Origin of the sequence: Saccharothrix sp. ST-888 (genome assembly GCF_000955975.1) — a bacterium.
Lineage (GTDB): Bacteria > Actinomycetota > Actinomycetes > Streptomycetales > Streptomycetaceae > Kitasatospora.
Genome location: NZ_JYJF01000019.1, coordinates 13,977 through 34,427 on the forward strand (window position 1 = coordinate 13,977; position 20,451 = coordinate 34,427).

At 73.8% G+C, this 20,451-nt stretch carries 21 protein-coding genes, 1 tRNA gene and 1 riboswitch; of the genes, 18 read left to right on the plus strand and 4 right to left on the minus strand.

Features of this window, described 5'->3' with window-relative positions; all coding sequences use genetic code 11:
* Positions 1-136 precede the first annotated feature (136 nt).
* The 7 genes from UK12_RS09650 (at position 137) to UK12_RS09680 (ending at position 7,328) form a co-directional block, all read left to right on the plus strand.
* Entirely contained in the window at positions 137-1,708 is a 1,572-nt protein-coding gene (locus UK12_RS09650) for a TROVE domain-containing protein (RefSeq protein ID WP_045301798.1), read from the plus strand.
* Positions 1,709-1,809: 101 nt separating this feature from the next.
* A complete protein-coding gene (lhgO, locus tag UK12_RS09655) occupies positions 1,810-3,051 on the plus strand; it encodes an L-2-hydroxyglutarate oxidase (RefSeq protein WP_045301892.1) in 1,242 nt (413 codons plus the stop codon).
* Positions 3,052-3,225: 174 nt separating this feature from the next.
* Positions 3,226-3,978, plus strand: coding sequence for a tRNA (guanosine(46)-N7)-methyltransferase TrmB (gene trmB / locus UK12_RS09660; RefSeq protein WP_082119473.1), 753 nt, complete (start codon positions 3,226-3,228; stop codon positions 3,976-3,978).
* A gap of 125 nt (positions 3,979-4,103) precedes the next feature.
* Entirely contained in the window at positions 4,104-5,456 is a 1,353-nt protein-coding gene (locus UK12_RS09665) for a PrsW family intramembrane metalloprotease (RefSeq protein ID WP_045301802.1), read from the plus strand.
* Between the two features lie 76 nt (positions 5,457-5,532).
* Positions 5,533-5,606 (plus strand) — tRNA-Met (locus UK12_RS09670).
* A gap of 404 nt (positions 5,607-6,010) precedes the next feature.
* Positions 6,011-6,250 carry a hypothetical protein gene (locus tag UK12_RS09675; RefSeq protein ID WP_045301804.1) on the plus strand — a complete coding sequence of 80 codons (240 nt, stop codon included), beginning with the start codon at positions 6,011-6,013 and terminating at the stop codon, positions 6,248-6,250.
* 82 nt (positions 6,251-6,332) lie between these two features.
* On the plus strand, positions 6,333-7,328 hold the full coding sequence (locus UK12_RS09680) for a hypothetical protein (protein ID WP_045301805.1): 996 nt from the start codon (positions 6,333-6,335) through the stop codon (positions 7,326-7,328).
* A gap of 216 nt (positions 7,329-7,544) precedes the next feature.
* On the opposite strand, the gene UK12_RS09685 is transcribed toward UK12_RS09680, so the two are convergent.
* On the minus strand, positions 7,545-8,303 hold the full coding sequence (locus UK12_RS09685) for a sensor domain-containing protein (RefSeq protein ID WP_156178630.1): 759 nt from the start codon (positions 8,301-8,303) through the stop codon (positions 7,545-7,547).
* A gap of 71 nt (positions 8,304-8,374) precedes the next feature.
* Positions 8,375-8,983 carry a GNAT family N-acetyltransferase gene (locus tag UK12_RS09690; RefSeq protein WP_045301807.1) on the minus strand — a complete coding sequence of 203 codons (609 nt, stop codon included), beginning with the start codon at positions 8,981-8,983 and terminating at the stop codon, positions 8,375-8,377.
* A gap of 96 nt (positions 8,984-9,079) precedes the next feature.
* Between UK12_RS09690 and UK12_RS09695 the strand changes: the two genes are divergently transcribed.
* A complete protein-coding gene (locus UK12_RS09695) occupies positions 9,080-9,943 on the plus strand; it encodes a hypothetical protein (protein ID WP_156178631.1) in 864 nt (287 codons plus the stop codon).
* Positions 9,944-10,040: 97 nt separating this feature from the next.
* Here UK12_RS09695 and UK12_RS09700 read toward each other — a convergent pair whose 3' ends face one another.
* The gene (locus UK12_RS09700) at positions 10,041-10,913 is read right to left on the minus strand and encodes a M23 family metallopeptidase (protein WP_052681763.1); all 873 of its coding nucleotides are present in this window, start codon (positions 10,911-10,913) and stop codon (positions 10,041-10,043) included.
* 12 nt (positions 10,914-10,925) lie between these two features.
* A riboswitch (cyclic di-AMP (ydaO/yuaA leader) is annotated at positions 10,926-11,084 on the minus strand.
* Between the two features lie 170 nt (positions 11,085-11,254).
* Complete coding sequence (locus UK12_RS09705; protein ID WP_045301809.1) at positions 11,255-11,458, minus strand: 2-hydroxymuconate tautomerase; 204 nt, start codon at positions 11,456-11,458, stop codon at positions 11,255-11,257.
* A gap of 132 nt (positions 11,459-11,590) precedes the next feature.
* Between UK12_RS09705 and UK12_RS09710 the strand changes: the two genes are divergently transcribed.
* From UK12_RS09710 to UK12_RS09755, 10 genes are all read left to right on the plus strand, one after another.
* Positions 11,591-12,400 (plus strand): alpha/beta fold hydrolase, encoded by an 810-nt coding sequence (locus UK12_RS09710; protein ID WP_052681764.1) that lies wholly within the window; start codon positions 11,591-11,593, stop codon positions 12,398-12,400.
* Entirely contained in the window at positions 12,400-12,969 is a 570-nt protein-coding gene (locus UK12_RS09715; protein ID WP_052681765.1) for a TetR/AcrR family transcriptional regulator, read from the plus strand. Before UK12_RS09710 ends, UK12_RS09715 begins: the two co-directional genes overlap by 1 nt.
* A gap of 389 nt (positions 12,970-13,358) precedes the next feature.
* Entirely contained in the window at positions 13,359-13,574 is a 216-nt protein-coding gene (locus tag UK12_RS09720) for a hypothetical protein (protein WP_045301812.1), read from the plus strand.
* 137 nt (positions 13,575-13,711) lie between these two features.
* Entirely contained in the window at positions 13,712-14,845 is a 1,134-nt protein-coding gene (locus UK12_RS09725; protein WP_156178632.1) for a PP2C family protein-serine/threonine phosphatase, read from the plus strand.
* Between the two features lie 340 nt (positions 14,846-15,185).
* Positions 15,186-16,529: a sensor histidine kinase gene (locus tag UK12_RS09730; RefSeq protein WP_231591126.1), complete on the plus strand. Its 1,344-nt coding sequence runs from the start codon at positions 15,186-15,188 to the stop codon at positions 16,527-16,529.
* Positions 16,513-16,926: a roadblock/LC7 domain-containing protein gene (locus UK12_RS09735; protein ID WP_045301813.1), complete on the plus strand. Its 414-nt coding sequence runs from the start codon at positions 16,513-16,515 to the stop codon at positions 16,924-16,926. Before UK12_RS09730 ends, UK12_RS09735 begins: the two co-directional genes overlap by 17 nt.
* Positions 16,923-17,306 (plus strand): DUF742 domain-containing protein, encoded by a 384-nt coding sequence (locus tag UK12_RS09740; RefSeq protein ID WP_045301814.1) that lies wholly within the window; start codon positions 16,923-16,925, stop codon positions 17,304-17,306. Before UK12_RS09735 ends, UK12_RS09740 begins: the two co-directional genes overlap by 4 nt.
* A complete protein-coding gene (locus tag UK12_RS09745; protein ID WP_045301815.1) occupies positions 17,284-17,886 on the plus strand; it encodes a GTP-binding protein in 603 nt (200 codons plus the stop codon). Before UK12_RS09740 ends, UK12_RS09745 begins: the two co-directional genes overlap by 23 nt.
* On the plus strand, positions 17,883-19,334 hold the full coding sequence (locus UK12_RS43135; RefSeq protein WP_231591119.1) for a cytochrome P450: 1,452 nt from the start codon (positions 17,883-17,885) through the stop codon (positions 19,332-19,334). The genes UK12_RS09745 and UK12_RS43135 overlap by 4 nt, the downstream gene beginning before the upstream one ends.
* Positions 19,298-20,416, plus strand: coding sequence for a cytochrome P450 family protein (locus UK12_RS09755; RefSeq protein ID WP_231591120.1), 1,119 nt, complete (start codon positions 19,298-19,300; stop codon positions 20,414-20,416). The genes UK12_RS43135 and UK12_RS09755 overlap by 37 nt, the downstream gene beginning before the upstream one ends.
* The last annotated feature ends 35 nt before the right edge of the window (positions 20,417-20,451 follow it).

The window sequence follows — 20,451 nt, forward strand, 5'->3', positions numbered from 1 at the left end:
TCGAGCCCGCGACAACACCGCTGCCGCTTCGATCTCGGGAGGCACAGCGCCGGGGCGTCCGGGGCCGCTACCGGCCTCGGGCGCCCGCTCTCCCCTGTGTCTCCCCCGTCTCGCCTTTCCAGCAGGGGGATTCAGCATGTCGCGTTTCAATGTCCGCAAGGCCAAGGCGAGTCCGCTCTCGCCCGTGCGGACCACCGGGCGTACGGTGGCCAACCACCAGGGCGGCACCGGGTTCCTGCGCGACGAGAAGTCCGAACTTTTTCTACTCGCGGTGGCCAACATGGTCGGCCAGGACACCTTCTACGAACGCGGCGGCGCACGCGACGACCGGTTCACCGCGCTGGTCCGCCGGCTGGCCGTCAGCGACCCGGAGTGGACCCTCGGACTGCTGCGGTGGCTGCGCACCGGGGCCTTCATGCGGACCGCGGCACTGGTCGGGGCCGCCGAGTTCACCCGTGCCCGGCTGGACGCCGAGGCGCCGGGCCACTCCCGTCAGGTGATCGACGCCGTGCTGCAACGGCCGGACGAGCCGGGCGAGTTCCTCGCCTACTGGACCTCCCGCTACGGGCGCCGGCTGCCGCAGCCGGTCAAGCGCGGGGTCGCCGACGCCACCCGCCGGCTCTACAACGGCCGGGCGCTGCTCAAGTACGACACCACCGGAAAGGCGTACCGCTTCGGCGACGTCCTGGAGCTGACCCACCCCACGCCGCATGCCGAGAAGCCCTGGCAGGGCGCCCTGTTCAAGTACGCGCTGGACCGGCGCCACCGCCCGGACGAGGCCGTACCGCCGGTCGGCGACGCGCTGCTGACCGCCAACCGTGCGCTCCTCGACCTGCCCGTCGAGCAGCGCCGGGCCGTCGTCACCGCCGAGGGCGGCGCCGAGCGGCTGGCCGCGGCCGGGCTGACCTGGGAGGCGCTGGCCGGCTGGCTCCAGGGCCCGCTGGACGCGGCCGTCTGGGAGGCGGTCATCCCGTCCATGGGTCCGATGGCGCTGGTCCGCAACCTGCGCAACTTCGACCAGGCCGGGGTCTCGGACGAGGTGGCCGCCGAGGTGGCGCGCCGGATCAGCGACCCGGACGAGGTGGCCAGGTCCCGGCAGTTCCCGTTCCGCTACCTGGCTGCACACCGCAACGCGCCGTCGCTGCGCTGGGGGCACGCGTTGGAGCGCGCGCTCGCGCACTCGCTCTCCAACGTGCCCGCGCTGCCCGGCCGGACGCTGATCCTGGTGGACCGCTCGGGTTCGATGTTCGACCGGCCGAGCGCGCAGACCCAGCTCAACCGGGCCGACTCGGCGGCGATCTTCGGCACCGCGCTGAAGGTCCGGGCCGAGCGGGCGGACCTGGTGGAGTTCGGCAGCAGCAGCCAGCCGGTCGAGGTGCGCCGCGGCGAGTCGGTGCTCAAGGTGCTGGACCGGTTCCACAACCTCGGCGGCACCGACACCGCCGGGGCCGTCACCCGGCACTACGCCCGGCACGACCGGGTGGTGGTGATCACCGACGAGCAGGCGTACGGCAGTTGGGGCGGTGACCCGCTGGCGGCCGTGCCCGCCGAGGTCCCGGTGTACACCTGGAACCTCGCCGGTTACGCCGCCGGCCACGCACCGTCCGGTGCAGCCGCCCGGCACACCTTCGGCGGTCTCGGCGACTCCGCCTTCCGGCTGATTCCGATGCTGGAGGCGGGCCGCGACGCCGACTGGCCCTGGAAGTAGTCCGGCCCCGCCCGGTGCACTCGACCGGTGCCCGCAGCCGTGCCACCATCACAGCCGCGGGCACCTGGGCGGCGGGTGCCGGGGAGGAAGAAGGTGCGGCGGTGGCGTACGACTTCGACGTGACGGTGGTGGGCGGCGGGATCGTCGGGCTGTCCACCGTGTACGCGCTCACCCGGCAGCGGCCCGACCTGCGGGTCCTGCTGCTGGAGAAGGAACCCGGCTTCGCCGCCCACCAGACCGGCCGCAACAGCGGCGTCATCCACAGCGGGGTGTACTACCGGCCCGGCTCGCTGAAGGCCAGGTACGCCGCCGAAGGCGCGGCCGAGATGGTCGACTTCTGCCGCGAGCAGGGCATCCCGTACGAGGTCACCGGCAAGCTGATCGTGGCCACCGGGCGGGAGGAACTGCCGCGCCTGCACGCCCTGGCGCAGCGCGGCCGGGAGAACGGCATCCCGGTCACCGAGCTGGACGCCGCCGGTATCGCCGCGTACGAGCCGGAGGTGACCGGCGTCGCCGGGCTGCACATCGGCACCACCGGCATCTGCGACTTCCCCGCGGTGGCCCGCCGGTACGCCGCGCTGGCCGAGGAGGCGGGCGCTCTGCTGCGCACCGGCTGCGAGCTGGAGGGGATCGAGCGGCGGGAGGACGGGCTGACCGTCCGGATCGGGGGCGGCGTGGAGCTGCGCAGCGCGGTGCTGGTGAACTGCGCCGGGCTGCACAGCGACCGGATCGCCCGGATGACCGGGGACGACCCCGGCGTGCGGATCATTCCGTTCCGCGGCGAGTACTACGAACTCACCAAGGAGCGGCGGGAGTTGGTCCGGGGGCTGGTGTACCCGGTGCCCGACCCGGCCTTCCCGTTCCTCGGCGTGCACCTCACCCGGGGCGTGCACGGCGATGTCCACGTCGGCCCGAACGCCGTCCCCGCGCTGGCCCGCGAGGGGTACGACTGGCGGACGGTCCGGCCGCGCGACCTCGCCGAGACGGTGCGCTTCCCCGGCACCTGGCAGATCGCGCGGCGGCACTGGCGGTACGAGATCGGCGAGTTGCACCGCTCGCTATCCAAGCGGGCGTTCACGGCCGCCGTGCAGCGGCTGCTCCCCGCGGTCACGGCCGCCGACCTGGTCCCGGCCACGGCCGGGGTGCGGGCGCAGGCGGTGGCCAGGGACGGCTCGCTGCTGGACGACTTCGCCTTCGCCGGCTTCGATCCGGGCGATCCGTCCTCGCCCCGGCGGACCGTCCACGTGCTCAACGCACCGTCCCCGGCGGCGACGGCGTCGCTCCCGATCGGCCGGGAGGTGGCCCGCCGCGCGGTCGCGGCCCTGGAGGCGGGGGACGCGTAGGGCGCCCATGGCCCGTTGGGGAGGTGCACTGGGGGCGTGAGGTGTGCGTCACGCGCTGGGCCGGTGGTGTGCACGCCCCCGTAGAATGGGGCGATTGTGACTGCCACCGCCTCCAGCACCCAGCCCTCCCCGTCCGCCCGGCTCTCCGCCGCACCGGCCGCGTACCCCGCGCCGATGTACCCGCACAAGGCCACCGAGGCCCAGCACAGCGAGCGCCGGATCCGCAGCTTCCAGCCGCGCCGAGGTCGGATGACCAACGCCCAGGCCGGTGCGCTGGACCGGGGCTGGGAGCGGTTCGGCCTGGCGATCGACGGCACTCCGCTCGACCTGCCGAGCCTGTTCGGCGGGCTCCCGGTCACGCTGGAGATCGGCTTCGGCATGGGCGAGACCACCGCCGCGATGGCCGCCGCGGACCCGATGACGGGCATCCTGGCCGCCGATGTGCACACCCCCGGCCACGGCAACCTGCTCCAGCTGCTGGAGCGCGACGGCTCCGAGAACGTCCGCCTCGCCGCCGGCGACGCGGTGATCCTGCTGCGCGACATGCTGCCCGACGCCGTACTGGCCGGCTTGCGGGTCTTCTTCGCCGACCCGTGGCCCAAGCCCAAGCACCACAAGCGGCGCCTGATCCAGCCGCACTTCCTCGACCTGGTGCTCCCCCGCCTGGCGCCCGGCGCCCTGGTGCACTGCGCCACCGACTGGGAGCCGTACGCCGAGCAGATGCTCGACGTCCTCTCGGCCTCGCCGGAGCTGGAGAACCTGCACCCCGAGGGCGACGGCACCGGCTGGCTGGAGCCCGCCGACCACCCGGCGGGCAGTGTGCCGGGCTACGCGCCCCGGCCCGACTGGCGTCCGGTCACCAAGTTCGAGCGCGCCGGGATGGCCAAGGGCCACGTCGTACACGACCTGCTGTTCCGCCGCCGCTGAGCCCGGTCCGGCCGCAGGGGGACTTCGATGCGACCGCCTGACGTCTCGTCACCCGAGGTGAGCCGGCCGACACCGATCGTGCGGAGACTCTCCCCGGAACTGCGCCGTTCCCCTACGCTTTTCAGGTGAGCAGTCCGTCCGGCGACGGCCCATACTCCGACGCGCCGCCCCTCCCCGCAGCCGCCTCCGCCGTCCCGGACGCGGCCCCGGCGGCCGTCGAACCACCCGGGTCCGCCGTCAGCGCGTCCGCGCACACCGCCGGCACCCGGCCGATCCCGGGGCCCCGGGTGCGACGGGCGGGCCGACTGCTGCCCTGGCACCCGTACGTCCAGTTGGAGCGCCTGCTCGGGTGGGCCGCCAGGCTGCGCTACCCCGCCGTCTCCTCCGCGCTGGCCGCCGTCGCGCTCGCCGCCTGCGGCGTGCTCATCCTGCGGCTGGTGCACCGGCAGACCGGTACCACCGGGCTGCTGGTCGGCCTGGGCCTGGCCCTGCTGCCGCTGCCCTTCGTGCTGGGCGCGCTCGCCTGGCTCAACCAGACCGCACGGGTGCCGCTGCGGCACACCCTGTTCTGCCTCGCCTGGGGCGCCTGTGCCGCGACCACCGTGGCGATCATGGCGAACGGCTGGGCCAGCGACTTCCTGGTCGCCCACCAGGGCAGCATGCGCGGCGAGACGATCGGGGCGGAGTTCGCGACGCCGCTGATCGAGGAGAGCGCCAAGGGCGCCGCCATGGTCATGCTGCTGCTCCCCCTGCACCGCAGACTCCGCTGCCGGGCCGAGCGCACCTGCGCCGTGCTGGTCCGGCGCTCCCCCGCGCCGCTGCGCCGCTCGGTGCGCCGCCTGCGCAACGCCCCGCGGCTGCGGCGCCACCTGCGCCCGCTGCCGTACTTCCGCCCGGCCACCTACCACGGCCCGCACCCGCGCGGCGGCCGGCGGCGGGCCCGGTCCAGCCCGCGCACCCTGGCCGCCGGGGTGGTCCTCGGCGGGGTCACCGCCTGCGGGTTCGCCTTCACCGAGAACGCCCTCTACCTCGGGCGGGCGTTCACCGACGACCAGCAGACCCGGCTGGACGGCATCGGCCTCGGCGCGCCGCCCAGCCTGCGGGACTTCGACACCACGGTCCACACCTTCGTCCTGCGCGGTCTGCTCTCCCCCTTCGCGCACCCGCTCTTCAGCGCACTCACCGGACTCGGCATCGCGATCAGCCTCACCACCGGCCGCCGCTGGCTGGCCCGGGTGGCCGCACCGACGGGCCTGCTGCTGGCGATGGCCCTGCACGGCGTCTGGAACGCCGCCGCCGGACTCGGCACGCACGGCTTCCTGCTGGTGTACGGGATGGTGATGGTGCCCTCCTTCGCCGCGCTGGTCTGCTTCGCGGTCTGGGCCAGGGCCCGGACCGCGCGAAGCGCCCGGCACCCGGACCACCCGCCCCGCGACCCGGCCGCCGGGCGCTCCCCCCGGCGCGGTACCACCGCCTGAGCTCGCCCGCACCCCGGGGCGGCCGAAGAAGCGATTTCCCTTATCGGTGGCTCTCCCGTACTGTTGGGTTCACCGACGCGGGGTGGAGCAGCTCGGTAGCTCGCTGGGCTCATAACCCAGAGGTCGCAGGTTCAAATCCTGTCCCCGCTACTCAGTAGCCAGAAGGCCCGGCAGATTCGTCTGCCGGGCCTTCTGCGTTCCCCGAATAAATTCCGTTGCCTCCGGTCCTCGGCCTGCCTATGGTTGGGCTCAGAGAACGAAAGGAGGTGATCCTGAGTTGAGTACCCACGCAACTGCGCACGTAGACGCGTCTGACTCGCTCGGGCGCGCCTCCGCAGAGGCCGCCGTCTAGGTTTCGGCCCTGCGGACGCGTAACCGCGCAGATGTTGTCGCTCCCCCGGGACACCCTCATGGAGAGGCCCCGGGGGTTCGGCATGTCCGGGCCCGGGCAGGTCCGGCCCAGCGATCCCAACCAGTGGAACGGTTAGGATCGCTCGAAGGTGAGCCGGGAAGACTGGTCGGCACAGTGATCCGCCATGCCCGGGAGCCTCCAGATGACCAGACCTCTGCGCAGAGCGCTCCTGGTGACCGGGTTCGGCCTCGTCCTGGGACTCTCCTTCTGCGCGTCGCTGTGGATCTCGCACCAGAACTGGGTCAGGAACTCCCTGCTGATCGCGGGACCGTGGCTGCTGCTCCTGGTGGTGGGCAATCTGCGCAGCTCCGCCCGGCAGGTCCGCCGGCGCCTGGGGCACCGGCCGCACACCCCGGCCGACGAACGGTCGACCACCCCCTGACACCTCGCTGCACTCCCTGTCCGGCCACGGCGCCGCCCGCTACAGTCGCTGCGACCTAACGGGTGAATCGGGGAGGCCGTCGGTGATCGGTACACGGGGGAGGGCGGCCGAGCGCAGGTACGCGCGGTACGGCGGCGGGCTCGCGCCGGAAGTGCGGTACGGCCTGGCCGGGGTGGTCGCATCCGGAGTGGCGGGGCTGGTGCTCTGCGCGGCGGCGAGCGGGCACTGGACGGCGACGCTCGGCGGGGGCCTGCTGGTGGCCGCGATGGCCACGGCGGCCGGTGGCGGCGTGGGCTTCCTCTTCGGCATACCCCGCCTGCTCAGCAGCGGCGCCGCCGCACACCCCGGTGACCTGAGCGCCACCTCCACCGCGAGCTACGCGCCCAACACCAACCTGGAGCAGGCCTCCGACTGGCTGACCAAGATCCTGCTGGGGGCCGGGCTCACCCAGTTGGGCACGGTGCCGCACCGGCTGCGGCAGCTGGGCGACGCCCTGGCGCCGATGGTCGGGGACGGGCCGGGCGCGTCCGCGTTCGTGGCGACGGCGGTGGTCTACTTCAGCGTGCTCGGGTTCCTGTCCGGGTGGCTGCTCACCCGACTGCTGCTGGCACGGGCGCTGTCCACCGCCGACCGGCAGACCCTGGCGGACTCGGTGAGCCAGACCTCCACCTCGGCGGGCGCCCTGGACTACACCCCGCCCGAGGTCCGGAAGATGTTCGACACCGGCGTGGAGGGCCTGCGGGTCCAGGCGCTTGCCCTGCTCCAGGGCAAGCCCGACCCGGCCAACCTCGATCTGATCATCAGGGCGATCGACCGCAACCTCTCGCCCTTCGAACTGCTCCAGGCGCTGCTCGCCGCCCGCGCGATCGCCACCGGCGCCGGGCTGACCGACGAGCAGCAGGCCATGCTGCGGGAGGCGGTCGACTACAAGCTGCGCAACTCGAGCGCCGTCCCGCCGTACTCGCGCCGGCGTGTGGTCGGCGAGGAGATCCTCCGACTGCTGGCCGCGCCCACCCCCACGGGCGCGGAAGCGGCCAAGGACAGCAGCGGAGCCGAGGCCGCGGCCCGGTCCCAGTAGGCCCAATCCTGCGGGGCAGCGGTTCTCCGGGGCAGCGGTTCTTCAGGGGCGCAGCTCTTCAGGGGCGCGGGGAACTGCGCGAGTCGGAAGCGAGCGACGTGCGGCCGGGCCCGGTGAGCACGTGGCACCTCGGACCCTGCCGTTTCGCGCAGTTCCCCGCGCCCCTGAAGTTCCATGCCCGGTCCCCCGCGCCCCTGAAAAAAAGTCCATGCCTGGTCAGCGAGCGGAGAGCAGGCCCTGGACGGCGGCCCGGGTGACTCCGTTGACCGCGCGGACCAGCAGGGCGGCGAGGTAGAGGAACGCGATGCCGAGGACGGAGACGCCCGCGATCTGCCAGGGCGAGGAGATGTAGTACTGGTAGTGCGAGGTGTCGGTGGAGAAGTCGGCCACCCGCAGGCCCGGCCAGCCCAGGTACCGGTGGAACACCCAGTGGTACGTGGGGTACAGCGTCAGCGCCCAGCCGACCGTCAGGAAGACCGTCGGGAGGACGAAGCTCAGGATGCTCCAGGGGAGCATCACCACCTGGTAGAGCGCCGCCTTCCAGCCCGCCGGATCGGCCAGCCGGGCGGTGCAGCCGCCCCAGAACCCGGGACGGCGGGGGCGCACCGGCGCCGGCCCCGAGAGTTCGGCACCCAGCAGCGTGCGGGCCCGGTGCCGTTCCAGGGCGCCGAGCCCCCGGGCACCGGTGAGCAGCAGGGCGGACAGCGGCAGGCCCAGCGCCGTGATCGCCAGCCCCAGCCCGGCCGCGAAGAAGGTGACGACGAAGGCGAAGCCCACCACGGCGAGGGGCAGGGAGCTCAGCGCGAAGCCGAACTGCCGCCAGGTGGCGGCGGTGACCGGGGCCAGCCAGAAGGACGCCCCCGGCCCGGCGGCGGGCCGCGCGGCGTAGCCGTCACGGCCGTGCGGGCCCATGCCGTCGGTGCTCGTGGTGGTGGTGCTGCTCATCGCGGGCCCCTTGGTGTCGTCCGTACTCACACTCCACACGATGCCGGTTGCGGGCCGTCGCCGGTATGGAGCCCGCTGGCGACTTCGGGGTGGGGTTCTCCCTACCCTCGCCCTCGGGCGGGACCGGTCCACTCGGGCGCCAGCAGCGAGAACAGCAGCGAGTCGTACCAGGTGCCGCGCAGGTGCAGGTCGTGCCGGATCCGGCCCTCCAGTTGGAAGCCGGCCTTGGTGAGCACCCGGACGGAGGCGGCGTTGGCCGGATCGACCCGGGCGGCGAGGCGGTGCAGGCCGAGCGTCCGGAAGGCGAACTCGCAGAGCACCTCGGTGATCTCGCTCGCGTACCCCCGGCCCCAGGTGTCGCGGCGCAGGGCGTAGCCGAGGGTGGCGGAGCGGTGGTCGCCGAGGTCGAGCACGGCGGTGCCGATCGGGGCGGCGTACGCGGGCTCGTCGTCGGCGAGCACGGTGACGGCGAGTCGGTAGACGGTGCGCGGGTCGGCCTCGGCCTGTTCGACGTAGAGCTCGATCTGGTCGGCGCAGGTCTCGCGGTCACGCGGTTCGAAGGGCAGGTACCTGGCGGCTTCCGGGTCGCCGAAGACGGCGTACAGGGCGTCCACGTCGGCGGGGGTGTGGTGGAACTCGCGGATGGCGAGGCGTGGGCCGGTCAGCAGCACGGCCGCTCCCGGCGCCGCGGGTTCCGGTTCTGGCTCCATGCCGCCCGACCCTACAGCGGGCCGGGCCGCGGGGACCGCGCAGCGGGCGGGGCCACCGGCGGCGTCCGCGCCGCCGCACGGGCTACCGTACGTACCGTGAACCACGATCTGCAGCTCACCCCGCTCACCCGCACCGCCGACCTGCTGGCCTGGGCGGCCGAGCACGGGTACGAGCCGGTGCCCGAGGAGGCGCTGCGGACGGTGCTCACCCTGCTGGAGCTCGGCGGCGCACCGATGCACGAGGGCTTTCCCGAGCTGAGTTCGCCGCTGCTGGAGCAGCTGCTGTACGAGCAGCTGTACCTGTACGTGCAGCCCGCGAGCGAGCCGGAGGCGTACGGGCGGGCGGTGCGGCTGCTGGTCGACCACCAGCGGGCGGGCCGGCGGCTCAACGCCAAGCGGCAGGCGAAGCTGCACGCGGAGGCCGAGTGGCAGGGCGAGCTGCTCTGCGACCTGCTGCGCCGCCCGCACCTGGTGACCTGGCCCCGGCTGTACACCCTGCTGCTGCGCGCGGACGGAGTGGACACCACCGACGCGGCGGCCGTGTCGGCCTGGCTGGAGGAGTTCCGCGAGCTGACGGAGGATCAGCGCATCGCGTGCTTCGGCTGGCTGGAGGAGCAGGGGCTGCTGGAGCCGGTGCAGGGCGACGAGGGGTGGAACCGGGCCCGCATGCTGTCCGTGGGGATGGCCACCGACGGCGCCCGGCTGCTGCTGGAGAACCGGCTGATGCAGCGCAGCTACCGCAATCTGGCCGGGCTGAACGCGCTGGGGCTGCCGATGCCCGGCGAACTCTCCGGGGACTTCGAGGACTTCGAGGCCGTGGTGGCGGCGGAGGCGCTGCGGCTGTGCGGGGAGTGGACGGTGCCGGGGCTGCCCGAGCTGCTGGTGACGGAGTTCGCGGAGCTGGCACCGGAGCCGGGCACCGAGGAGATCGAGGAGTACCTGGCGGGCACGGAGGCCTGACCGCGCGCCGCCGGCCGGGCACTGCCCTCCGGGATGCCCGGCGGGCCCGCACCGCGTACGGCGACGGGCCCGTCCGGGAGGCGTTCGGCCGGGAGGCCTACGGCTGGAGGCCGTGGGACCGGAGCCAGGCGAGCGGGTCGACCGGGGCTCCGCCGCCGGGGCGGACCTCCAGGTGGAGGTGCGGGCCGATGGGGGCGCTTCCCGGCAGGAGGCCGGGGCAGTTGCCGGTGGCGCCGACCTTGCCGAGCTGGGTGCCGGCGGCGACCTGGCCGGAGGCGGCGGAGATGGCGGAGAGGTGGCAGTACCAGATCTCGGTGCCGTCGGGCAGGGTCTGGATCACCCGGTACCCGTACGCGCCGGACCAGCCGGCCGAGGTGACCGTGCCCGCGCCGAGGGCGGTGACCGGGGTGCCGGTCGGGGCCGCGAAGTCCAGGCCGGTGTTCAGGTGGGCCCAGTGCGGACCGGCCTGCGCCACGAGGGTGTAGTTGGCGGTCGGCAGCTCCAGGGTGCCGAGCCGGTCGCGCTCGGCCGCAGCCTGTACCTCGGCCTGCTGGGCGGCCCGCTTGGTCTCGGCCTCCTGGGCGGCGGCCAGCCGGGCGGTCTCCTCGACCGAGGTGCGCTGCCCGTCGGCCTGCTGCTGGATCCGGGCGGCGAGGGCCAGTCCGGGGTCGGCGGACAGGACGTGCTCCGAGGCCGTGTCGGGGACCGAGAGCGCCGGTGCGGGGGCGGGCGGCTGGGCGGGGGTGGCCGCGGCGGCCGACCCTGCGGTGGCGAGTCCGGTGGCGCCCAGCCCGGCGGCCATCGCGGTCACGCCGAGCAGCGAGCCGCCGGTGCGGGGCTGACGGGGCATCCGGTGCCGGGCCGCCCCGTCGGTGTCGACGGCCTGCTCCTGCGGGGGTTCGAGCAGCTGGGTACCGAACCCGAGAGTGCCGATCCCGAGGTTGGCGGGGGTGTGCGACAAGGACGCCACGGAGGCGCGCTCCTTTCCTTCCTTCGCGCCGACCGGGTTAGCTGACGGGTTCGGAGCAGGAAGGTCTCCTACGGGCGGACCGAGGCCCACCCGATTCACCCCAGGAACGTGGTTCCCCGGCTCCCGGGCCTGCCGCGTGGGCAGACCCCGAGGATTGGGCGACGGCGCACGGTGCCGTTCGGGTACGGCGTTGCCGACCGCGCTGCGTTATCAAACGTTAATCCGAGAAGCCCATGATTCCAAGCTGCGCGATTGGTGCAGTCCTGGCTTCCTGGGGCGCAATGGGCGATTTGTGACGATTGGCCAGCTCGCCCCATGACGGCCTGTTATCCCCCGGGGGCTCAGCCCTGGGCCCGGCGGTCCCGCTCGGCGATGGTCGTCCCGCCGATCGCCCAGTTCTCGCGCGGCAGCTCCTCGATCGCCACCCAGATGTTCTCCGGCTTCACGCCGGTGATCCGGGCGTATGCCTCGGTGAGTTCGCGGGCGATCTCGGCCTTCTGCTCCTCGGTGCGGCCGGCCAGCTGCTTGACGTTGATGAACGGCACGACGACTCCTCACGGTCCGACTCTGCGATCAGCCGCACCGTACCGCACGATCCGGCAGACATCTTGACGGCTAAGGCTATTAGCCTTAGCTTTATGGCTACAGGAAGCAGCCCACGGCAGCGGAGGCAGGCCATGTCCGACACCCAGTACCTCGACGTCCCCGGCGGCCGGATCGCGTTCGACGACAGCGGCACGCCCACCGACGGCACCCCGGTGGTGCTGCTGCCCGGGATGCTCGACTCCCGCGCCTCGTACCGGTACCTGCGGCCGCTGCTCACCGCGGCCGGACACCGGGTGATCACCATGGACCTGCGCGGCTTCGGCGAGTCCTCGATCGCCTGGGACGACTACTCCCCCGGCGCGATCGCGGACGACGTGCTCGCCCTGCTCGACCACCTGGACATCGAGCGGGCCGTCCTGGTCGGCAACTCGTACACCGGCGCCACCGTGGTCGAAGCGGCCGGGCGCACCCCCGAACGGGTGGCCGGGATAGCCCTGATCGACGCCTTCGTCGAGCACCGGGCGAACGCCTTCCAGCAGGCGGCGATGAAGGCGCTCGGCCCGCTGGTGCTGGCCTTCCCCGGCATCTGGGGCCTCGCCCAGCGGTACTACTACCCCTCGCGCAGGCCCGCCGACTTCGAGGCCCACCGCTCCGCGCTGGTGGCCGCGCTGCGCACCCCCGGCCGGAGGACCGCCACCCGGGGCTACCTGAACGGCGACTCCGCTGCCCTCGGGTCGGCGGCGGCGGCGCACTGCCCGGCGCTGGTGCTCATGGGCAGCAAGGACGTCGACTTCCCCGACCCGGCCGCGCTCGCCGACCGGCAGGCCGCGGCGCTGAAGGGCCGTAAGGTGATGATCGACGGTGCCGGGCACTACCCGATGGCGGAGTTCCCCGAGGCCACCGCCGACGCCCTGCTCCCCTTCCTGCACGAGGTCGCCTGATGCCCAGGGCCGGACTCACCCCCGCCGCCGTCGTCGGCCACGCCCTCGAACTGATCGACGAACAGGGCCCCGAAGCCCTCACCCTGGCCGCCGTGGCCGCCCGGGCGGGCGTCGCCACCCCCTCCCTCTACAAGCACGTCAGCGGCGGCCTGACCGAACTGCGCCGGCTGATCGCCGTCCGGGTCACCGAGGACCTCGCCGAGCAGCTGGCCACCGCGGTGCTGGGGCGCAGCCGGGACGAGGCGGTCGAGGCCCTGCTGGCGGCCTACCTGGACTACGCGGTCCGCCACCCGCGCCGGTACGCCGCCCTGCCGCAGGCGCCGCAGGACGACGAGGAGCTGCAGTACGCGGCCGCCCGGCTGGTCGGGGTGATCCTGGCGGTGCTGCGCGGGTACGGGCTGGAGGGCTCGGAGGCGATCCACGCGGCCCGTGCGGTGCGTTCGGTGGCCCACGGCTTCGCCTCGCTCTCCACCGGCGGTGCCTTCCGGCTGGCCGAGGACCTGGCGGTGACCCGGGAGCGGCTGATCCGGGTGCTGACCGAAGGCCTGCGGGCCTGGCCGGCGGCCTGAGGCACGGCGGGGCCCGGCCGTTCACCGCCGCCCCGGGCTTGACGGGGCGGCGCCCCGGCGCTCAGGGTGGCCAACAGGCGGGAGCCACCGGGCGGTTCACCGGCCGGAGGGGGTGCGGCCGCTCGTCGGCGGGAAGCCGGACGAACCGCTGCGGGACCTCTCCACCGGGCCGCGGACCAATCCGGGCACCGGAGCGGGCGGGTGCGGGCGCACCGGTACGGATCCGGGTGGGATTCGAGACCGAACTGTCGCAGACCATCCGCCACCACGGCGGTCGGACTGGGTAGGTAGCATCCGAGCAGCCCACGTACCGTCAGCGACAGCCGCCGACCGGACACGATGCCGCCGCCCACGATGCCCCAGGGCACGATCACAAGGAGGAGGCCGGTATGACCCAGACCGCGCAGACCATCCGTCCCGGTACCGGTCTCGTCCCGGAGCAGCGCACCCCGGCCAGGCCCGCCGTGCCGGGTGCCGGGACCGCCCCCGGCCGCGGGCTGGCGGACGCCGCCCGGCGTGCCTTCGCGGTCGCCCGGGGGCTGCGCTCGCTGCGCCCGGTCCCGGCCCGTCCGCAGGAGCCGTACGGCGAGAGCGACGGACAGTAGGCCCGCACCGGCGCCCCGGCCGGGCGGACGCCGCTCGTGCCGGGCGCGGAATTCCCCCTGGATCCGGGCCGACGACGCTAAATTGACCTGAGCAGCGGATGGTCAGCGGCCTGGCCCGAGTCTCGGCGGAGGTCCTCGTGCCCGCAGTCACCACGGTGGCACGACAGCTCGCCGCAGCAACCCGGCGCGGCCCCTACGGGCGCTGGCTGACCCGGCTCCTGGACGGCGACCCCGTCGCCGAGCGGGTCGCCCTCGGCCTGCTGACCGTCTTCGCCGGACTGCTCACCCTGCTCGCCATCGTCGCGCCCAACGACTGCCCGCCCTCGGCGCAGATGCTGCCGCTGCTCCTCGGCGGCTTCGTGCTGCACATCCGGCTGATGAGGCTGCTGCTGGCGCCGGTCGGACTCGGGCTCGGCACCGAGTGGCTGCTGCGCGTCCCCCTCGGGGTACGGCTCGGCTCGGCGCTGATGGTGGTGATCGCAGCGGTGATCGGCCTGCTGATGTCCCGCCACCGCAGCCGGCTCGGCCTGCGCGGCACCCGGGGCGACACCATGCTGCTGGAACTCGCCGAGCGCACCCGGGATCTCGGCCGCCTCCCCGACCGCCTGCTGGACTGGCGCTTCCACCGGGCGATCTCCCCGGTCAGCGGCGCGTTCTTCGCCGGGGACTTCCTGCTCACCGCGCAGCGGCCCGAGCGGGACCTGCTGGAGGTGGTCCTGGTCGACGTCTCGGGCAAGGGCAGCCGGGCCGCCGCGCGGTCGATGCACCTCTCCGGGGCCTTCGCGATGCTGCTCGGCTCGGTGCCGCCGGAGGCCTTCCTGGCCCGGGCCAACGACTACCTGGCCCGGCTCGGCTGGGAGGACGAGTTCGCCACCGCCGTCCACCTCGCGCTCTCCCCCGCCACCGGGCGCTACCGGCTGTTCACCGCCGGGCACCCGCCCGCCGGGCACTACCACCGCGCGGACGGCGGCAGTTGGGAGCTCCGCGGCGAGAGCGGGCCCGCGCTGGGCATCTTCGCCGGGACGCGCTATCCCGCCGCGTCCGGGCAGCTCGCCCACGGGGACTCGCTGCTGCTCTACAGCGACGGCCTGGTCGAAGTACCCGGCGAGGACATCGACCAGGGCATCGGACGGCTGCTGGAGGCGGCCACCGGGCTGCTCCGGTACGGCGGTCCGGCCGACCCGGCCGCGGAACTGCTGCGGACCGTCGCCCGCAACGTCGCCGACGACCGGACGGTGGTGGTCGTCCGCCGCCTCGGCGCGGGCGGCTGAACCCGCCGGACCCGACCCGACCCGACCCGGCACAGCGGCCGACGGCGGGGATCGCAGGCGGCGCCGGAGCGGCCGGCCGAACCGCTCGTCCCCGATGTCACCGAGCGCCGCTCCCGCCCGGACGACGTGGCGCTGCCGGTGTTCCACCGGATCGCGACCGGAAGCGAAACTACCGACAGGTAGCCGGATTTGGGGTGGACGACGGGTGAATCGCACCCCGATCCGGCCAAGTTCGACCTGAGTTGAGCCACTCAGCAGCAGAAATGTCGTGATCGGATCACTGAACGTCAGATACGTTCACACATACGTAGGATCATCCCCCTAGAATCCCCGCGTGACGATGACTCAGTGGTGCGGTTCGGCTGCCGGCGTGCTCGCCGTTCTCTCTCTGCTGGCGGCCGCCAGGTACCGCGCGGTCGGCCGCACCCTGAAGGGCCGACTCGAAGCCCGGGAGCAGGAGTTCGCCGCCCTGCGCGCCCAGTTGCAGAACGAGGCCGAACTCCGCAGCAGCGAGCACGCCGCCACCCAGCACGAGCAGGAGCTCAACGCCTCCACCCGGCGGGCCTTCCTCAGCGTCGCCCGGCGCATCCTGGTCATGGCCCACGACCAGCAGGCCGGGCTGGACGAGATGGAGCGCCGGCACGACGACCCCGCACTGCTGGAGGGCCTGCTCAAGGCCGACCACGCCGCCGCCCAACAGGCCCGCCTCGCCCAGACGCTGGCCGTGCTCTGCGGCGCCCGGGCCGGCCGCCACTGGCCCGAGCCGGTCGCGCTGGAGGACGTGGTGCGCGGCGCCCAGTCCCGGATCCTGCCCTTCCAGCGGGTGGTGATCCGCAGCCGGATCGAGACCGCCGTGGTCGGCGCCGCCGCCGAGGCGCTGATCCACGCCATCGCCGAACTCCTCGACAACGCGACCCGGTACTCGCCGCCCAGCACCCAGGTCCACGTCACCCTGATGCCGGTCCACAACGGCGCGGTCATCGAGATCGACGACGCCGGGGTCGGCATGCCCGAGTACGCCGTCGACAAGGCCGCCGCCGCACTCGCGGGCGGCACCACGATGGAGGTCTCCCGGCTGGGCGAGGTACCGCAGTTGGGGCTCGCTGCGGTCGGCCGCCTCGCCGAGCAGTACGGCTTCCGGGTCACCCTCAGCTCCGCGCCCTCCCCGTACGGCGGGGTGCGGGTGGTGGTGCTGCTGCCGACGCCGCTGCTCACCGAGCCGCTGCCGACCCCCGCGACCGGGCGGGGCCCGGACGGGTTCGGGCACCGGGCCGAGCCCGACCCGGTCTACCTGGTCCCGCCGGTCGAACGGGTGCCGGCCCAGCACCGGATCCCGCCGGCCGAGCAGCTGCGCGCGACCCCGGTGCCGCCCGCTCCCGGCCAACTGCCGCGCCGGGTGAACCGGCGCAGCGCCGCCCCGGCCGCGCGCGGCGCCGACGGCCCGGTCGGCGGCTCCGGCGAGGCGACCCTCGAACTCCCCGTGCCACCGCGCTCCGCACGCGAGGCGCAGACCTTCATGTCCCTCTTCCAGGCCGGTACCGCCAGCGGCCGTTCGGCGGCCCGCGACCAGCACCTTCCCGAGAGCCTCCCTCCGGCTTCCCCGGCCTCCCCGGCCTCCCCCGGTTCCCCTGTTGCCCCACAATCCCCCCAGCACTTCGGAGACTTCCATGACCACCACTCCTGACCTCGGCTGGCTGCTGGCCGACATCATCGGCGTTCCCGAGGTGCAGCACGCCGTTGTGGTGTCCAACGACGGCCTGGAGATCGGCCGCAGCGAGCGGATCGCCCGTGACGACGCCGAGCGGCTGGCCGCCGCGTGCTCCGGGCTCCAGTCGCTGGCCCGTGGAGTGGCCCAGGGCTTCGGCGGACGGCAGAGCAGCACCCGGCAGATCATCATCGAGTACGGCGGCGGCTACCTGTTCGTCGTGGCCGCCGGGGCCGGTGCCCACCTGGCCGTGGTGACCGGCGAGTCGGTGGACGCCGGCCTGGTGGCGTACCAGATGCAGGTGCTGGTCGAGCGGATCGGAGGCCACCTGACCAGCCCGCCCCGGGTGGAACCGGTCGCCGGGGAGCTGCGGTGAACGGCCCGGTCCGGCCGTATGTGATCACCGGCGGGCGCAGCCGGCCCAGCCGGAACGTCCAGGCGCTGGAGGATCTGGCGCTGGAGAGCCTGGTCAGCGTCGACCCGGCCGCCGAACCCGGCGAGTTCCTCGACGAGCAGGCCGGGCTGAACCGCGAGCACCGACGCATCCTGGCGCTCTGCCGGCAGCTGCTCTCGGTCGCCGAGGTCGCCGCCCACCTCGGCCTGCCGCTCGGCGTGGTCAAGGTGCTGGTCGGCGACCTCTGGGACCTCGGCGCCGTCCAGGTCCTGCCCCCCGCAGTCCCACCCGTACGGCAGGCCGAACGCCTGCCCGCAACCCTCCTGGAAGAGGTGCTCGTTGGCCTCCGCCAACTCCGCTGAACCGGACTACCTGCCGTCCACCGTGCAGGGCGCCGTGAAGATCCTCGTCACCGGTCCTTTCGGGGTGGGCAAGACCACCCTGGTGGGCTCGCTGAGCGAGATCTCACCGCTGCGCACCGAGGAGACGATGACCGCCGCCGGTGCGGACGTGGACGACCTCACCGGCCGCCCGGGGAAGACCACCACCACGGTGGCCCTCGACTTCGGCCGGATCACGCTCAACCCCAGGCTCGCCCTCTACCTCTTCGGCACCCCGGGGCAGCAGCGGTTCTGGCCGCTCTGGGAGGACCTCTCGCGCGGCGCGCTCGGCGCGATCGCCCTGGTCGACGCCCGGCGGATCGAGGAGAGCTTCGACGTGCTCGGCCAGCTGGAGGAGCAGCGGATCCCGTTCGCCGTCGCCGTCAACACCTTCCCCGACACGCCGAGCTACCCCGAGGACGAGCTGCGCTCCGCGCTCGACCTGCTGCCCGAGGTGCCGATCCTCGCCTGCGACGCCCGGGACCGCCGGGGCGCGTACGACGTCCTGATCGACTTCGTCGACCACCTGCACGCCACCGCTGTCCTGGAGCCGCAGCCATGACAACTCCCACGCCGGGGACCCGGGTTCCGCAGCCGGAGGCCCTGGTCCCGCCGCCCGGCTGCCCGATGCACGAGAAGCCGGGCACCGTACCGCTGTACGGCGCCTCGGTCTCGGAGGACCCGCACGGCCTGTACGCCAGGATGCGGGAGGAGCACGGCGCGGTCGCACCGATCGAGCTGGAGCCGGGAGTGGAGGCGTGGCTGGTGCTCGGCTACGCCGAACTGCTCGAACTCACCCGCAACGAGCAGCTGTTCTCCAAGGACTCGCGCCGCTGGCGGATACCCCAGGAGGGCAGGCTCAGATCCGACTCCCGGCTGCTGCCGATGACCTCCTGGCGTCCGACCCTGCTCAACATGGACGGTGCCGAGCACCAGCGGCTGCGCGGCGCGGTCGCCGACACCCTGGCCCGGATCGACCACCGGCAGCTGCGGCAGACCACCGAGAACGCCGCCAACGCCCTGATCGACAGCTGGGGTCCGGACGGCACCGCCGACCTGGTCACCCAGTACGCGCGCCGCCTGCCGCTGCTGGTCTTCACCCAGCTGCTGGGCCTGCCCGCCGAGGCGGGTCCCCATCTCATCGACCTGATCAGCCACTTCGTGGACAGCAGCGAGGAGTCGGTCCGGGCGAGCGCCGAGTTCCAGGCCATCCTGCTCGACCTGGTCCGCCGCTGCCGGAGCACGCCCGGTGCCGACCTCACCTCCTGGCTGCTGGCCCACGACGCCGGGCTGACCGACGAGGAGGTGGTGCACCACCTGGTGGTGATCCTGGTCGCGGGCAACGAGACCACCATCAACTGGACCGGCAACACGCTGCGCCTGCTGCTCACCGACCGCCGGTTCCGGGCCACCCTCGCGGGCGGCCGGCTGACCGTCTCGGACGCGCTGGACGAGGTGCTCTGGCGCGACCCGCCCACCCAGAACTTCCCCGGCCGGTGGGCCACCGGCGACACCGTCCTCGGCGGCCAGTACATCAACGCGGGCGACATGCTGGTCCTCGGCCTGGCCGGCGCCAACGCCGACCCGGCCGTCCAGTGCCCCGACGGCGTCGGCGGCAACCGCGCCCACCTGGCCTGGGGTGCCGGCCGGCACGTCTGCCCGGCCCAGCACCCGGCCCGGCTGATCGTCGAGACCGCCGTGGAGACCCTGCTGCACCGGCTCCCGGACCTCCAACTGGCCGTCCCCGCCCATGAACTGTCCTGGCGGCCGTCGCCGTGGTCGCGAGCACTGGTGTCCCTGCCGGTGCTCTACAGCGCTTTCACCCCGCCGCGCACCCCCGCACCCGAAAGGCCCGTATGGACACCTCCGGCCCCCTCGACCACGCCCGTCCCGCACCCGTCCGACTCGACCCCTTCGGACACGACCAGCACGCCGAGAACGCCCGACTCAGGGCGGCCGGGCCCGCGGTCCTGGTGGAACTCCCTGGCGGGGTGGTGGTCTGGGCGATAACCCACCACGACACCCTCCAGCAGCTGCTCACCGACCCCCGGGTCGGCAAGAACCCGCAGCTGTGGGACACCTTCCGGCAGGGCCTGCTGCCCAAGGGCTGGCCGCTGCTCAACTTCGTCACCGTCCCCGGGATGACCACCGCCGACGGCGACGACCACCGGCGCCTGCGCGGCCTGGTCAGCCAGGCGTTCACCCCGCGCCGGGTCAGCGCGCTCCAACCCGGGATCGAGCGGCTCACCGAGCAGCTGCTGGACGGGGTGGCGCTGCTGGACGGCGAGTTCGACCTGCGCGAGCACTTCGCCTACCCGCTGCCGATGCAGGTGATCGGCACGCTGCTCGGCCTCCCGCCCAAGCAGCAGGACGAGCTGCACGAGCTGTCCGACACCCTGGTGAGCAGCTCCGCCACTCCCGAGGCGGCCGTCGCCGCGCAGACCGGCCTGTTCGCGCTGCTGGCCGCGCTGGTCGAGGCCAAGCGGGTCGAGCCCGGCGACGACCTGACCACCGACCTGATCGCCGCCCGCGAGGACGAGGACCGGCTCAGCGAGCAGGAACTGGTCGGCACGCTGCTGCTGATGCTGGTCGCCGGGCACGAGACCACGCTCAACCTGATCACCAACGCCGTGCGCGCCCTGCTCGCCCACCCCGAGCAGCTGCGGCAGGTGCTGGACGGGACGTACTCGTGGGCGGCGGTGGTCGAGGAGACGCTGCGGTACGACTCACCGGTGGGCCAGTTCCCGCTGCGGTACGCGAGCGAGGACATCGAGGTGGGCGGCGCCGGCGGCGTGGTGATCCGGCGCGGGGAGGCGATGCTCGCCTCGTACGGTGCCGTCGGACGGGACGGCGCGCACTACCCCGACGCGGACCGCTTCGACCTCTCCCGGCAGCCCGCCCGGCACCTCTCGCTGGGCCACGGACCGCACTTCTGCCTCGGTTCGGGCCTTGCCCGGCTGGAGGCGGAGACGGCCCTGCGCGGCCTGTTCGAGCGCTTCCCCGAGCTGCGGGCGGCGGACGGCCCCGGTCCTGAGCCGATCGCGTCCTTCGTCAGCAACAGCGTCCGCGAGCTGCGCGTACGGGTGCGGTGAGCGGCCCCGCCCCCGCCCGGGGCCGCCGCTGACCG